General features: G+C 50.4%; 15 protein-coding genes and 1 pseudogene. 5 read left to right on the top strand and 11 right to left on the bottom strand.

The genetic code is table 11. The features are described 5' to 3' along the window. Positions 1–42: 42 nt before the first annotated feature. Both ACTRXH_RS03630 and ACTRXH_RS03625 read right to left on the bottom strand, forming a co-directional pair. A complete protein-coding gene (locus ACTRXH_RS03630) occupies positions 43–2,592 on the bottom strand; it encodes a heavy metal translocating P-type ATPase (RefSeq protein ID WP_474280602.1) in 2,550 nt (849 codons plus the stop codon). Then, positions 2,582–2,953, bottom strand: coding sequence for an ArsR/SmtB family transcription factor (locus tag ACTRXH_RS03625; RefSeq protein ID WP_474280600.1), 372 nt, complete (start codon positions 2,951–2,953; stop codon positions 2,582–2,584). The genes ACTRXH_RS03630 and ACTRXH_RS03625 overlap by 11 nt, the downstream gene beginning before the upstream one ends. Positions 2,954–3,193: 240 nt before the next feature. Between ACTRXH_RS03625 and ACTRXH_RS03620 the strand changes: the two genes are divergently transcribed. Continuing rightward, positions 3,194–4,531, top strand: a complete 1,338-nt coding sequence (locus ACTRXH_RS03620) for an alkaline phosphatase (RefSeq protein ID WP_474280598.1) — start codon at positions 3,194–3,196, stop codon at positions 4,529–4,531. A 131-nt stretch (positions 4,532–4,662) separates the two neighbouring features. On the opposite strand, the gene ACTRXH_RS03615 is transcribed toward ACTRXH_RS03620, so the two are convergent. The 3 genes from ACTRXH_RS03615 to ACTRXH_RS03605 all read right to left on the bottom strand — a co-directional run bounded on the left by ACTRXH_RS03615 (position 4,663) and on the right by ACTRXH_RS03605 (position 6,213). Continuing rightward, entirely contained in the window at positions 4,663–4,947 is a 285-nt protein-coding gene (locus ACTRXH_RS03615) for a hypothetical protein (RefSeq protein ID WP_474260764.1), read from the bottom strand. A 567-nt stretch (positions 4,948–5,514) separates the two neighbouring features. Continuing rightward, on the bottom strand, positions 5,515–5,727 hold the full coding sequence (locus ACTRXH_RS03610) for a hypothetical protein (protein WP_474280596.1): 213 nt from the start codon (positions 5,725–5,727) through the stop codon (positions 5,515–5,517). A 54-nt stretch (positions 5,728–5,781) separates the two neighbouring features. Then, entirely contained in the window at positions 5,782–6,213 is a 432-nt protein-coding gene (locus ACTRXH_RS03605) for a hypothetical protein (protein WP_474280594.1), read from the bottom strand. Between the two features lie 192 nt (positions 6,214–6,405). Here ACTRXH_RS03605 and ACTRXH_RS03600 point away from each other — a divergent pair, with 192 nt between their 5' ends. The 4 genes and pseudogenes from ACTRXH_RS03600 to ACTRXH_RS03585 all read left to right on the top strand — a co-directional run bounded on the left by ACTRXH_RS03600 (position 6,406) and on the right by ACTRXH_RS03585 (position 9,879). Beyond that, positions 6,406–7,560, top strand: coding sequence for a DUF418 domain-containing protein (locus tag ACTRXH_RS03600; RefSeq protein WP_474280592.1), 1,155 nt, complete (start codon positions 6,406–6,408; stop codon positions 7,558–7,560). 262 nt (positions 7,561–7,822) lie between these two features. Beyond that, positions 7,823–8,137: pseudogene (locus ACTRXH_RS03595) on the top strand (peptidoglycan-binding domain-containing protein); the annotation flags it as partial. Between the two features lie 3 nt (positions 8,138–8,140). Next, positions 8,141–8,905 (top strand): DUF1541 domain-containing protein, encoded by a 765-nt coding sequence (locus ACTRXH_RS03590; protein WP_474280753.1) that lies wholly within the window; start codon positions 8,141–8,143, stop codon positions 8,903–8,905. 131 nt (positions 8,906–9,036) lie between these two features. Next, a complete protein-coding gene (locus tag ACTRXH_RS03585; protein ID WP_474280590.1) occupies positions 9,037–9,879 on the top strand; it encodes an HD-GYP domain-containing protein in 843 nt (280 codons plus the stop codon). Positions 9,880–9,905: 26 nt separating this feature from the next. On the opposite strand, the gene ACTRXH_RS03580 is transcribed toward ACTRXH_RS03585, so the two are convergent. The 6 genes from ACTRXH_RS03580 to ACTRXH_RS03555 all read right to left on the bottom strand — a co-directional run bounded on the left by ACTRXH_RS03580 (position 9,906) and on the right by ACTRXH_RS03555 (position 14,552). Next, positions 9,906–10,100, bottom strand: a complete 195-nt coding sequence (locus ACTRXH_RS03580) for a hypothetical protein (protein ID WP_474260758.1) — start codon at positions 10,098–10,100, stop codon at positions 9,906–9,908. A 45-nt stretch (positions 10,101–10,145) separates the two neighbouring features. After that, a complete protein-coding gene (locus ACTRXH_RS03575) occupies positions 10,146–10,850 on the bottom strand; it encodes a response regulator transcription factor (protein ID WP_474280588.1) in 705 nt (234 codons plus the stop codon). A 100-nt stretch (positions 10,851–10,950) separates the two neighbouring features. Then, on the bottom strand, positions 10,951–11,286 hold the full coding sequence (locus ACTRXH_RS03570) for a four-helix bundle copper-binding protein (RefSeq protein ID WP_474277715.1): 336 nt from the start codon (positions 11,284–11,286) through the stop codon (positions 10,951–10,953). Positions 11,287–11,376: 90 nt separating this feature from the next. After that, on the bottom strand, positions 11,377–12,777 hold the full coding sequence (locus ACTRXH_RS03565; RefSeq protein ID WP_474280586.1) for a sensor histidine kinase: 1,401 nt from the start codon (positions 12,775–12,777) through the stop codon (positions 11,377–11,379). 134 nt (positions 12,778–12,911) lie between these two features. Further along, positions 12,912–13,139, bottom strand: a complete 228-nt coding sequence (locus ACTRXH_RS03560) for an SHOCT domain-containing protein (RefSeq protein ID WP_474260753.1) — start codon at positions 13,137–13,139, stop codon at positions 12,912–12,914. 378 nt (positions 13,140–13,517) lie between these two features. Next, positions 13,518–14,552: a zinc-binding dehydrogenase gene (locus ACTRXH_RS03555; protein ID WP_474260752.1), complete on the bottom strand. Its 1,035-nt coding sequence runs from the start codon at positions 14,550–14,552 to the stop codon at positions 13,518–13,520. Positions 14,553–14,648 lie beyond the last annotated feature (96 nt).

Genomic DNA, 14,648 nt, shown 5'->3' with positions numbered 1-14,648 from the left:
AGGCGGGCGTCCGCCTGGCTTTTGTACCTATATTACAATCATTTATCCCCGCAGCCGGAACAGCCTCAGACTGTTCGCGACAACGATGAGTGCCGCTCCGGTGTCACTGAGTACAGCCATCCAGAGCGTTAACATGTCCGGCACAATCAGCGCCAGTGCGGCCACTTTAATTAGTACCGCAAACCAGATATTCTGCTTTATGATGCGAAGCGCCTTGCGGCTGAGCCGGATCGTATACGGCAGCTTCTCGAGGTTGTCCGCCATCAGCACAATGTCGGCCGCTTCCATCGACGTATCCGCCCCGGCTCCTCCCATGGCGATACCGATATCCGCAGTGGCAAGCGCCGGCGCGTCATTGATGCCGTCGCCCACCATGCCGACTCTCCGTCCTTCCTGCTGCAGCGTTCGCACTGCTTTTGCTTTATCCTCCGGCAGCAGCCCGGCCATATACCGGTCAATGTTCGCCTGGCCGGCAATTTTCGCGGCGGTGCCTTCATTGTCACCGGTGAGGACAGTCAATTCACGGATGCCGTTTTTGTGAAGCGACCGTACCGCTTCCGAGGACACCGGCCGGATTTTGTCGGCGACGCCCACGTAGCCTAAAACGCTCTCTCCGTCTCCGATTAAAACGACGGTCATGCCTTCGTTCTGCAGTTTCTGGATTTCCTCCTGGAGCTGCTCTGTCTGAATGCCCTGTTCCTTCAGCCACTCGGGCTTCCCGGCAGCATACGCTTTGCCCTGGATCGTTCCGGATATGCCTTTTCCAGGCTCCGCGTAGAAGTTCACCCCTTCAAGGGAAGACACCTTTTGTTCCTTGGCGTGCATCGTAATCGCGCGGGCGATCGGGTGGTTGGAGTATGCCTCCAGGGTCGACGCAACCGACAGCAGCCGGTCCGCATCGCCGTCTTTGGCGTATACTTTTTCCACGACAGGCCTGCCTTCGGTGAGCGTCCCCGTCTTATCAAAGGCGAGGGCATTCAGCGTGCCGGCCGCCTCGAGAAAGGCTCCGCCTTTAATCAGCACGCCCTGCTTGGCCGCATTACCGATAGCAGACACGATGGCGACAGGTGTCGAAATAACGAGCGCACACGGGCAGGCCACAACAAGCAGCGCCAGTCCGCGGTATACCCAGTCCGCCCACCCGCCAAAGCCAATTACAGGCGGTACGACAATAACGGCGATCGCAGCGGCAAACACAATCGGCGTGTACACGGCGGCAAACCGGTCCACGAAGCTCTGGGTCGGTGCCTGCTGCTCCTGCGCCTCTTCGACTAAATGAATAATCCGTGCAAGCGTCGTATCCTCTGGACGTGCGGTCACCTCGACCTCCAGGCTGCCGAAGTCATTCAGCGTGCCGGCATATACTTTATCTCCGAATGCTTTATCGATCGGGAGCGATTCCCCGGTAATCGGGGACTGGTCGACCATCGATTGTCCTTCGCGAATCGTGCCGTCCAGAGGAATCTTTTCTCCCGGCTTAATGAGCATCGTCTGGCCAAGCCGGACCTCCTCCACCGGGCGCCGGGTCCATGTGTCCCCAGCCTTCACCCAGGCCTCCGCCGGCGCCAGATCCATCAGATGGCTGATCGATTTGCGCGTTTTAGCAACCGAGTACTGCTGCAGGGCGTTGCCGAGCGCAAACAGCCAGACGACAAGCGCCCCTTCAAAGTATTCCCCGATGAGCGGAGCGCCGATCGCAGCTCCCATCATGAGCACGTTCATATCAAGAGACCGGCTTTTAATGGCAAAATACGCGCTTTTCGCCGGCTTGTAGCCTCCGACGACAATAACAGAAAGGTACAGCATGATTGAAATGATCGCCGGGACCGGCATCAGCGAACTGGCAATACCGGCCAGCAGGAGCACGCCGGAGACGATCGTATTCGTCATTCCGCGCAGCGGAGAGGCTTCCGGCCGGCCCGCAGACGAACTGCGATCGTTGACTGGCTCCGCTTCAAACCCGAGCCGGCGGACCTCCTCTTTCACCGTTTCCTGCGGCAGCTCGTGATCGAGCGTCATCTTTCCCGTCGCGAACTGCACCTGCACGTCCCTCACGCCGTCGAGCTGCGCAAAGTGTTTGCTGACGGTCGCGGCGCACGAGCCGCAGTCCATGCCGTAAATGTTATAGGCCTCTCCGGTATCTGCTGCCGGCAGCTGGGTATTATATCCGAGCCGCTGCACCGTTTGCCTGATCATTGCCGGAGCCAGCGTCCCGTCGGTGGACACCTGCATGCTTCCGGTCGTGTACTGCACCTTTGCCTCCTGCACCCCGGGCAGACGGTACACGCCCTTTTGCAGTGTGGACGCACATGAAGGACAGTCCATCCCCTCTACCTGAAAGGTGTATTCGTTCGCTGGAGCATTTTTGCCTGGCTCCCTCTGGTCTGTGTGCGCCTCCGGGGTGCAGCAGCTTCCCTCCTCGTTTGCATCATCCGAGCTGCAGCAGGACGTTTCTTCGACCGGGGTTAAATTGATCGAAAAGCTGCGGGAGCCAGTGCCCGTTACTGATGAGGAACTGGTATTTTCTTCGCTGCAGCACGAGCATCCTTTCTCCTCTGATTTTCGTTCAAGGGTTTCTTCTTTAGATGCCAAGCGGCTTCTCCTCCATTCCCGGTGCCATGCCTCCGAGCAGGTGAGTAATCTGATTTCCGGCGAGTGTGTAGAACACCAGCTTCCCCTCCCGGCGGTAGGTGACGGCGCCTGCCTGGCGGAGGATCCGCAGATGATGAGAGACCGTGGCCGTCGAGGTTCCCAGAATATTGGCCAGATCACAGCCGCAAAGCTCGCCTTCGACGCTGAGGGCGTAGGCTACCTTGTACCGGGTTTCGTCGGCAAGCACTTTAAACCACTGCGAAGCGCTGCGCGCATCCACCTGCCCGACCTGATCCTGGACGCGGGCCACCTTTTCCGGGTCAAAGCAGTATATTTCACACTGATCGTTAGTTTTAGCCATACAAATCTTCCTTTCATTCTTACAATTAAATGTTTGTTTAATTGAATCTTATACTTCTTTGATCAAACAGTCAAATATCTGTTTAATTGAAGCAATAAATTTCAAATGTAAATTATTTAACATATTTCCATTATTTCCTTTACAGGAAGTTTAAACACCGCTAACACCTGCTTCATAAAATAACCCTATAGTGGGGGACGTGGAGTTGTCCACGGCTAAAACTATTTAGGGGGTCATTGAATGATGAAGTGGAAGCGTCCGACGAAAGCAGCCTTACTGCTGGGGGCAAGCGGACTGGTTGCAAGCACCGCGATGGCATCGGAAAACGACAAAAAAGACGATTCAGCCGCAAGTACAAAACCGGCTGCTGAAGAAGCGCAGGCACAAAACGTTATTCTCATGATTCCCGACGGATTCTCGGACAGCGTATCGAAAAACTACAGTCTTTATAAGGACGGCGAGCCGGTGTGGGAAGAGCGGGACATGACGACCGGCAAGGTGGACACCTCCTCTGCTGACGCTGTCGTGACGGACTCTGCGGCTGCCGGTACGGCTTATGCCATCGGCGAACGGACGAATAACGGAATGGTCGGCATGACACCGGACGGCGAATCCAAATCCTCAATTCTGGATGAGGCGGCCGACATGGGGAAATCCACCGGGCTCGTAGCGACCTCGACAATTACCCACGCAACTCCGGCTGTGTTTGCTTCCTCGGTGGATGACCGGAACAACTACACCGAAATCGCGAAGCAGATGACTGAAAATGATAACCTGGACTTAATGTACGGCGGCGGCCGGGAGCACTTCCTGCCGGAAGCGGAGGGCGGCATCCGGGAGGACGGCGAAAACTACATTGACCACGCCACGGACGCCGGTTTTGAATATGTGGAAACCGAGCGCGCCATGAATGATGCAGACGGTGACCGGATCCTCGGGCTGTTTGCCGATGATGCCATGAATACTTCCCTGGAGCAGAGCCCCGTTCAGCCATCCCTTTCAGAAATGACCTCCTCGGCGATTGACCACCTGTCCCAGGATGAAGATGGCTTCTTTCTCATGGTGGAGGGCAGCCAGATTGACTGGGCCGGGCATGCCAACGACCCGGCATGGATGATGTCTGATACCGAAGCTTTTGAACAGGCGGTCGAGGAAGCGACGGCTTACTCCGAGGAGCACGAGGACACGCTCGTCGTCGTGGCGAGTGACCACGACACAGGTGGAAGCGCCAGCGAGGCCACGGAGGACAACCATCCATCGCTTCTGAATAACGTGGAGGCCACCGGCGCAGACATGCAGGAACAGGTGCTTCTCGGTGAGGAGACTCCCTCCGAAGTATTTGAAGAGCATACCGGGATGACCTTGACCGGTAAGGAACAAACCATGGTGGAGGAAGCCGAAACGCTCGAGAGCGGATTTAACCACGTATTGAGCGAACGCGCCGGCTTCGACTGGACGAGCACGGACCATACCGCGGTGGATATTACCGTTTATGCTGAAGGCCCGGGCGAAGAAGCCTTCTCCGGAAATCTGCAGAACACGAAAGTATTTGACGCCATGCAGCAGGCAATGAAATAACTCACCTTTTCAGGAAGCGGCCTCCAAAACGGGGGCCGCTTTTTTGCGCATATAAAAAGCAGAGACCCCCCGGAAGGAAGCCTCTGCCTGTCTATCATTAATCTTCATTTAAATACTTCATTCTATTTTTATTAATTATCAAAAGCCCACTTCCACTTTTTAAGTCTCAGTTTCACCCGTTCGAGCAAATTGCTTCTATATGAAGCGGTTTGTGGTTTTTCAACAACGCTCAGGAAATTCCAGCCGCCCCGGCCGTTATCTGCATAAATCCATTGCGTTTTTTTATCGTAGTAATAGCGGAAGCCGTCATTGTCCTTCAAGTGCAGTGACCGCTCTCCTTCCATTACTACATGTAAGTATCCGTCACACGTTAACATAATGTCGTCCAGCGTGATATTTTCGCATTGCTCCTGCATAAAAAATACCCCTTTCCATAGCACAAAGCTATAGCACGATTCGCATGCTTCTTTGTTTCCCATTACTTTTTACGTAATGTCTTTTCCGCTCCCCCATCGTCATATTTGTATAATGCGCGCCTGCTTAATTTCCTTCGTCTTCCAGCTCCGTTGTCTGCTCACTTTAATATCTTTATATATAACCTCTGATGAATATAAGTAAACATGATAATTATGATAGCGTGTTTATTCAGTGACAGGCAGGGAGTTTACTGGAATAATATGCCGGGTGAGAAGCTTGGCTGCTTAGTATTTTTATATACTCTCACAGGTTTATTAGTGATTTCAACAATGCACATTTGAAAAATATCCGCAACCGATAAAAACTGGAAGAAGTCCGCCAGGAAATGGAATAATTAAATTTTTTATGCAGTAAACTGAACGTTTGTTATAGCTGGATATTTATCAGACATCTACTGCAGCATTTAGACTCCGAAGGTAATAAATGGCATGATAAGCAGTCAAAGCGTAAGCCAGCTTCTCCAGCATAATAACGCCCTCTTCTTTATTAAGTTTGAGGTATTGGCACTAACTACTCGATGCGCTCCCCGTCCAATAGAAAGCTCCTAACGCAATCAGCGGGGCCAGCGGCAGAAGCAGTCCGCCTCCGGCTAAGTACAGCAGTGGAGCTACTGTGCCCAGGGCTCCGACAAACACTCTCATCCGTGATCTTTTCTTTCGGCCGCGAACCCACAGCCCTGCTCCTGCAGACACGATACAGAGCAATATAATAGTAACCATGCATACTCTCCTTTGCTGGTACGTGCTTCTGGATAATATACGTAAACAGCCACGTCAAAATATAAATACGGCCCATACCAGTATAAGCAGGCCTCCCCCGATCACTGATCCCCCGTTAACCAGCAGCTCATAGCGGTAATCGTCTTTATTGCTGCTCTCTTTTTTCCATAAATACGCGCTCCCTGTAATGTAAATGACCAAGCAGCCAAGAAGCAGAATTAAAACCAAAACCCAGGGCAGCAAATCAGAGACATTCGCAAATATCAAAATCACAAGGTTTGCTGTCACAACCCCAAATGTCAATTTTCGATGAGTATCATTGGCGTGCCTTTTCTCTCTTGGATGTCCGTTTCGCCTGATATACCATTTGCGGGCGAGCCAGGGAACCAATACTCCAATGACAATAAAAATTGATAAAAGCAGCAGCAAAAAGCGTAAAAATATAGTATCAGCAGTCAATAGATGCTCCTCCCCTTTATCCATCATTTCGTTTATCATCCCATAATATGGAATTTCTTCCAAGCGAATTTACATTATTTTTGCCTTTGAGCGTTAAAGTACAGGGCTTCATACTTTCTTCACATTTTTCTCTTACGATATTAAGGGCTTGATGTAAACGTTTTGTATCTTACCGGCTTCTTAGAGAAAAATTTTCCTTATAAGAAAGAAGGATCTTCAGTGACTACCACATATCCTAATAAGCAAACCCAACGCATCAGCACACTCGATCAAATACGCGGCTTTGCCTTGTTCGCAATTTTTATCGTCAATATCTTTGGGCTTGCGCTAGTGAACCCCGCAAATCCGACCTGGCTAGGTACCTCCATTGACACAACTGTCGCCATCGTATTTAAGGACAGCGCCCGGCCGCTGTTTGCAATGATGTTTGGCATCAGTCTCGTGCTTATTTACAGACGACTGCATACGAAGGGTACGAACCCCTATCCTACCCTTATACGGCGGCTCGTGATCCTGTTTTTTGTCGGTGGACTGCACGGCTACTTTGTATGGGCGGGCGACATCCTGCTTATGTATGCTTCCGCGGGACTCATGCTGCTCCCCTGTCTCCGGCTCCCAACCAACTGGCTGCTCGGGCTCGCGTTTTTGTTCTGGCTCGGCTACTCCACCGGCATCGACCTGCTGGACGGCTACACGTCTGTGCAGATGAACCCGGCGCAATGGTTGAAGGACGCCCTGCCCACAGACCGGACTTATCCGACCGGCGTCGAATATCTGTTGATTGAATGGTCATCGATGATCGATCATCTTGGCTATTTCTTTTTTGGAATGTACGCCTACCAAAGCGGCATCTTTTCACGTACGCAGGAGAACCGGGACCGCAAATGGCTGTTCACCCTGGGATCTCTTCTTATCGGCATTATCGGAAAAACCGGCATGTATATCGGTGCCGGCACCCCCCTGCTTCAGCATCTGGACGATTTTTATGCCTTCCTCGTAAGTGTGGGAATTGCTCAGGGCCTGCTTTTGATAAGCACAAGCAGCAAAGGCACCTTTACTGTGCTGACGTCGTTTGCCGCTGTCGGGAAAATCACATTCACCCACTATCTTCTGCAGTCGGTCATTTTTGTGAGCCTGTTCCGGGAGAGCGGCCGCACGTTTTTTAATGGTATGGGCATATGGGAGCCTCCAGGCTACGTATTCGCGTTCATCATCGGAATGCTGGTGTTTGCAGCACAGATGCTCGTCAGCCCGCTGTGGCTGAAGTATTTCTACTACGGCCCCTTGGAGTGGATTTGGCGGACCGGCACACACATGAAATGGGTGCCGATAATTCGCAAACGTCCCCATCGCGATCAGGACTTCCGTTCCTGATACCTGCCAACAACTAAAAACATAAAAAACTGCTTCCAGATAATCATGGAAGCAGCTTTGCTTTAATAACAACACTGCAGTACATTTACGCTTTGCCTGCAGGCCTGGCACATAGTGATTTGCAGAAAACCGGCCGCGCACAATTACAGGAAGAGAAAAAACTTGAAATAAAGATTTTTACGGGATCTTCACAGTTTCTCCATACCTGAGAGGTACAACTATTAGCGTACCCACTTTTATACACCAAGGAGGAAAACAATACATGAAAACACACACAAAATGGGCGGCTACGGCAGTTACTTTTGGCCTTTTGCTTGCCCCGGTAACGATCGACGCTTCTCAAAGTGATTCCCCGGATGCTGACACTTCCATGTCTAACCACCATGAAGAGATGTCTTCTTCCGGCATGATGGAGGAAGGCATGCAGGGACCAATGGTGCACGTGCTCCAGCAAACGCTGCAGGATTACGGGATTTCCACCAAAGCGGACGGCCTGTTTGGCCATGAAACGAAACAAAGCGTAAAAAGCTTTCAAGAACAGGCGGGTATCGAAACGGACGGCATTGTAGGCCCCCAAACCATGATGGCGTTTCAAAGCCACATGACCGAAAACACGCAGCTTTTACGCACTGGAGATACCAGCATGCACGTATACCATGTTCAGCGCCTATTAACCAATCAGAACATTGAAACTGAAACAGACGGGATATTTGGTCCGGAAACACAAGAGAACATTAATCACTACCAGCAGGAGCACAACCTCCAGGTTGATGGTATCGTCGGCCCGGAAACTAAGGGGCACATGATGGAAAACATGGATCATCAAGGCCATCAGCAAATGAGGGGCATGATGAACAATGACCGGAACGATTCTCATCACCGAATGAGGGACTCCATGGAAGGACACAGCGGTATGAATCATTCCAGTTCGGGAGAGGTGCCGGAGGATCTGCAGCAGGCGAAAAACCCTAAATTCGAGGAAGGCGATAAAGCAGTAATTAAAGCCAGCCATATGAAAGGCATGGAAGGTGCCACCGCCACTATCGCCGGTGCTTACGACACCACCGCCTATGCAGTTACCTTTCAGCCCACAGATGGCGGAGAACCTGTGGAAAATCATAAATGGATCATTTATGAAGAATTAAGTAACGCAGGAGAAGGATCGCTACAGCCGGAAGACACAGCGGAAATTGAAGCCACTCATATGGAGGGAATGAACGGAGCCACCGCCACTATTGACAGAGCTGAAAGCACTACTGTTTATATGGTCGACTTTACCACGACGGACGGTGAAGAAGTAACAAATCACAAATGGCTTACGGAAAGTGAACTAAGCAGCCACTAACCGGTGTTTTGCAGAAAGTGGCATCGCTGTCAGACCAAAAGCCCCTTCAGCCAGGGGCTTTTGGTTTATTTAAACCGCCGAACGAGGCTCCAGTAATACTTATACCCCACAGAAAATGAGGTGAGATAGATATGCCGATCAGTCCTGAAGACCGCCGCTTGTTTTTGAAAAATACATCAGGCCTCGATGACGGCTTTCGTTTAGGCGGAAAATTACAACAGCCCTCCCATTATTATTGGCTGGAGCATCTTTTCCATTCGCTGATGAAGGACCAGGGTGTTCGGCAGTTATTTCAACAGCTGGCAGCCTGGGATATGTATACCTACCGCCACTCGTTTGACGTCTTTCTTCTCGGTTCTTTGGCTGCCCGTCAGCTGGAATGGCCAAATATACGTGAAATAGCTTGCGGGCTGCTGCTTCATGATATTGGCAAAACTGCTATTCCCCGTACTGTCTTAACAAAACAAAAAGCCCCTACCCTGGCCGAATGGAAAATGTTAAAAAATCATGCCAGACAAGGGTATAACATATTAAAAGACCGCGGATTTTCTGAATCTATTTCTTCCATGGCTTTCCGGCATCACGAACGCCTGGACGGGAGCGGCTATCCGAGTGGAACCCCGGCATCCAAACTTGCAGATGCTGTCCGGTTGTTATCTGTGCTCGACGTCTATTCCGCTCTATCGCTGGACCGGCCTTACCTTCGAGCTGTATCCCCGCTTCAGGCAGTGCATCTATTACGAAAGGAAGCCGGGCCGCTGGATCCTGAATATATTCGCATTTTCTGCGAATTTCTCGGGATCTTTCCTAAAGGCGCCGCCGTCCAATTAACGAACGGTGCCACGGCAGTTATCGTCGATATTGATGAAGCTCTTCCCACCCTGCCGCTTGTGAGAGACATTCGAACACATGAAACCTATTACCTTCCTGTCGATCAAACCGTACAGATCAGCCAATGGATAGATCCGCTTTAATACACGCAGTCCTCTTTCTAAATTCCTCATTTTTTCATCAGCGTGTAATAAATAAGCAGGAAAGCACCAAGCGGCAGAAATACCCAGGAGCACACCAGAAACAATTGATGCATAAACGTATGCACGTTCGTAAAAGGCGCAGCCCACGCTGCAGACATCGTCAAGCAGCCCAGGCCAACAATGATTAATACTCCTGCCGTTATCCATTCCAACCACTTCATTGTCCTTTCCCCCTTCCCTCTTCTGATTGCTCTGGCACAGCTGTGCTATGATTCTTCAAACTTATATCCGATGCCCCAGACAGTGTGAACAGGATTTTTTTCGTGATAGAAGGCGTTTAGCTTGAGCCGGAGATTTTTCATATGTGTATCTACTGTACGCACATCCCCCATGTAATCCATGCCCCAAATCTGCTGGAGCAGCAATTCCCGGCTGAACACCCTCCCCGGCTTCACAATCAGTGTATGAAGCAGCTCAAATTCCTTCGGGGTCAATACGACTTCTTCATCCGAGACAAACACCGACCGTTTCTCCGGATCCACCCGCAGCGACCCCCGTTCAATTTCCTGTGACGATTCATATGATAAGGGAAAATCATACGAACGACGGAGCAGCGCCTGCACGCGGGCAAGCAGCTCTTTGGCTTCAAATGGTTTGGCCAGATAATCATCCGCCCCCAGCTCCAGACCTTCCACTCTGTCTTCAAGCCCTGCCCGGGCTGTGAGCATCAAAATCGGCACCGCACTGGAGGACCGGATAGTTTCACAAACCGCCCAGCCATCAGTGCCAGGCATCATAAGATCTAATATTAACAGGTCATATGACTGCTTTCGCCACTGGTTTAACGCTTCTTCTCCTCCGGCTGCCTCTGTAACTTGATAGCCTCCGTGCTGCAAGTAGATCCGCAGCATCTGTCTCATTGGAAACTCATCATCCACTACCAGAATGCGGTAGGTTTCCTTATGCTTCATTTTTTCACTTCCTTTTACCTTCAGCAGTCTATGTACATTGTTAATATAATAATAGAAGAAAACCGCTGGACGTGGTCCAACGGTTCCCCGTTCCTTAATGCTATTTTGCCATTTGTTCGCATGCTTCTGCACAGCGGTAGCACGCATCCGCGCAATCTTTACAGTGCTGATGATGATCGCCGTGCTTCGCGCATTCATCCCCGCAGGCACGGCAGATTTTTGCGCAAAGGGCGCAGATTTCTTTCGCAAATGGACTATTGCTTTGCATCGCTTTTGCTGCAAAGGCACACATATCTGCACATTCACGATCGAGACGGATACATTCTGCCATCATCTTCACATCGTCTTCTTTCAGGCAGTCATCAAAACAGCGGTTGCATTGCTCCATGCATCGAAGACATTCTTGTACGCATTCTTCGTAGGTCATTGAAACCATCCTCTCTTTTTGATTTTCCCTCTCCCGCCTGCCTGTTTTCATTGTGCCCGCTTAATGTGAAGAAACTGTGAAGAGCATTGAATTATTTCTTTACTGCGCATTTTTTCCGGGCCGGGCAAACGTTAATATAAATGACGTGCCTTCCCCCGGGACACTCGAAACCTGAATATCTCCATCATGAGCATGCATTAACTGCTTCACAATCGCAAGTCCCAGGCCCGTGCCCCCGCCTTCACGGGACCGGGACTTGTCTACACGATAAAACCGGTCGAAAATAAATGGCAGTTCCTTTTTTGGGATTCCTATTCCTGTATCTGTGACTGTGATGACCGGCTGATGAGTGGAGCTGCGGCCGCCATGAATTGAGATACTTCCTTTTTCAGTATAACGCAGGGCATTTGTCATAAGGTTCATGAACACCTGCTCCAATCGCAGTTCATCTCCGTGGACGATCAGTCCTTCCTCTACGTCCATGTCCAATTCCAGTCCCTGCTGGCGGGCCGGCAGAGCAAAGCCTTTAACAATCCGTTCAAGCATTGGGGCTAACGCCAAATCCTTTTTGGTTAATTTCATATGTCCGTCATCCATTTGCGCCAAATCGAACAATTCTTCCACCAAACGATTTAACCGCTCAGCTTCTTCGGAGAGAATCGTAAGGTATGCATCTTCCTCCTCCTCCTGATCGTAAAGTTTTTCCTTCAGAATGTGGGAATAGCCTTTAATATATGTGACCGGCGTCCGTAACTCATGGGAGATATCCGCTAAAAAAGCTCTCCGGGCATCCCGGTACTGTTTTAAATCTTCAGCCAGATCATTAATTGCTGTACCAAGTGATCCTACCTCGTCTTTAGGCGGATGGTGGACCCTCACCTCCAACTCCCCTTTTGCGATTTGCCGGGTTGCTTGTTCCATCTGCAATAAAGGAAGTGTGAGCCGCCGCACAAGAATAATGATACAGGCAAACGCAAGAAGGAAAGCTCCGATGACGGCAAGCGTAATAAGACGCTGGACCTCCTGGATTTCCCCTTCTATCGCAGATTGAGATGAGAAAAGATAAATGCTTTCTGACTCAGCGCCACCGTCCTGCAGGGCACTGCCGACTACAAAATACTTTTCCCCCGTCGCTTCGTCGGTATATTCCCGTTCTACCGTCCCGCCAGCACGTATTTCTTCCCGTTCCCCGTCCGGAATACCGGAAGTGAAATCACCGGTATTTTCTCCAGCATGACGGCTTGGTTGAAAGGAGTTATTTAACACATAGGCGTCCTGGTGGTCTTTCGTTAATGTTTCCAGCACTCCGGTCGCAATCGTGCCATTTTCTTCGTACATGGATTCGTAATGAGAAACGCTCTGCTTCATTTCTTCCACTTCATGCTCGAAGAAAAAACCGGAAATCACTTCATGGATGACGAAAGCGAGAGGGATCAATACTACTAAAAACAATGAGAACAAAATAGCTGCTAATTTTATGGTAATATGTCCGGAAAACATTCGAAGCATCCTGCGCAAATTTTCACATCCCTTCCCTATGTAACGGGCCATGCGTCCGGTCCAGGTATAACAATATCCCGAAGCGAAATGAGGGGGAGCCCTCTTCCATGATGAAAAAGGCTCCCAGGCGGCATTCATTTATTGTTTTGAAGAACACGCTTTTTTTGCTCAAATTCTTCTTCCGTCAGCTCCCCGTTGGCAAAACGCTGCCGAAGTGTACTTAATGAAGTATCGTTGCTGCTGTTTTGCGATTTTACTGCTAATCGAACGATAACATAGATACCCACAGCTGCAAGCACGATGAGAAAAAGCATCCAAATCCACATGCCAAGAGACATTACCGCCATGCTTCCATTCATCATAGTTACCCCTCCTCTTATTTTTATTATATACCCTAATAGGGTATATAGAAATACTTTAAAATCAATGAATTTTTACCAATTCGTGAACGGATTAAAAATTAATCTAGACGTACCTATATAATGACACCAACATGTAAAGAAAACGTGAAGATGATTAATTTGAAAATATCTATCTTGTTTATACTTGTATCCAAGGACTATAATGCTGCTTCCTTAATATAAATCCCCAGTCGTATATTTACTGGCCGGGTAACGTTTTATGTTCCAATGATGAAATATATGTTTAATACCAGTGATACAAAAAAATAGCTCTTCATAGAACAATTAAAGGGAAAACACAAATGAATGTGTCTTCCCTTTAGCGGTTATTCGCTTATCTTACGGCTTCACCAGTACTTTAAGTGCTTCACGGTCATTCATCGCCCGGTAGCCTTCCGGCACGTCTTCGATTCCCATCGTGACATCAAACACGCGGCCCGGATTGAGGGTGCCGTCGAGAATGTCCGGCAGCAGCTCGTCCATGTAGGCACGGGTCGGAGCTGGGCCTCCCGTCAATGTAATATTGTGACGGAAAAGACTTGTAAACCCAACCGGCGCCTCCTCATACTGCGGCGCGCCCACACGGCTGATTACACCACCCGGGCGGACAGCGCCCACGCTCATGTCATAGGCCGGCATCAGCCCGACACACTCAAGCACGACGTGGGTTCCTTCACCGTTCGTCAGCTCGCGGACTTTGGCAATGCCTTCCTCCCCGCGCTCTGAAACGACGTCTGTGGCACCGAATTCCACTCCGAGGTCGGTACGTTCCTTATGGCGTCCCATTAAAATAATTTTCGGTGCGCCGAGCTTTTTCGCAGACAGCACAGCAAGCAGGCCGACGGCTCCATCACCCACCACGGTGACGGTCGTATTTTCGTTCACACCGCCCATAACGGCTGCATGGTAGCCGGTGCCGTAAACGTCCGAAATGGTCAACAGGGACGGAAGCAGCGGTGAATCGTCATCGATGTGGTCCGGCAGCTTAAACATGCTCCCCTGCGCCTGCGGGATGCGTACATATTCCGCCTGGCAGCCGTTCATAAATCCGCCGTTCACGCACGACGTCTGCAGTCCTTCCTGGCAGTACGGGCACGTATTGTCCCCATACGCGAATGGTACGACGACGAGATCGCCCTGCTTAAAATCTGTTACGCCGGAGCCCATTTCATCGATGCGGCCAATCACTTCGTGGCCCATCGGCTCGCCTTCCCCGTGATCATGGGCATGCATGTGACGGTACGGATGCAGGTCACTCCCGCAGATGCACGCAGCAACAACCTTCAACACGCTGTCCGTTGGCTCCTGCACTTCTGGCTTCGGTACGTCTTCCACACGGACATCGCCCGCTTCGTACATGATATTTGCTTTCATAGCTGATTCCCACCTTGTCATAAATATGTTTGTGCTTATTCTCACTTCTCTAAATTTTCTAGATGAGTGATGCGTACAGTGTAACCCGGGAAGTGG

It is taken from the genome of Marinococcus sp. LNHM5E3-2.1, from assembly GCF_056034365.1.
This window is presented reverse-complemented; position numbering and strand designations above follow the sequence as displayed.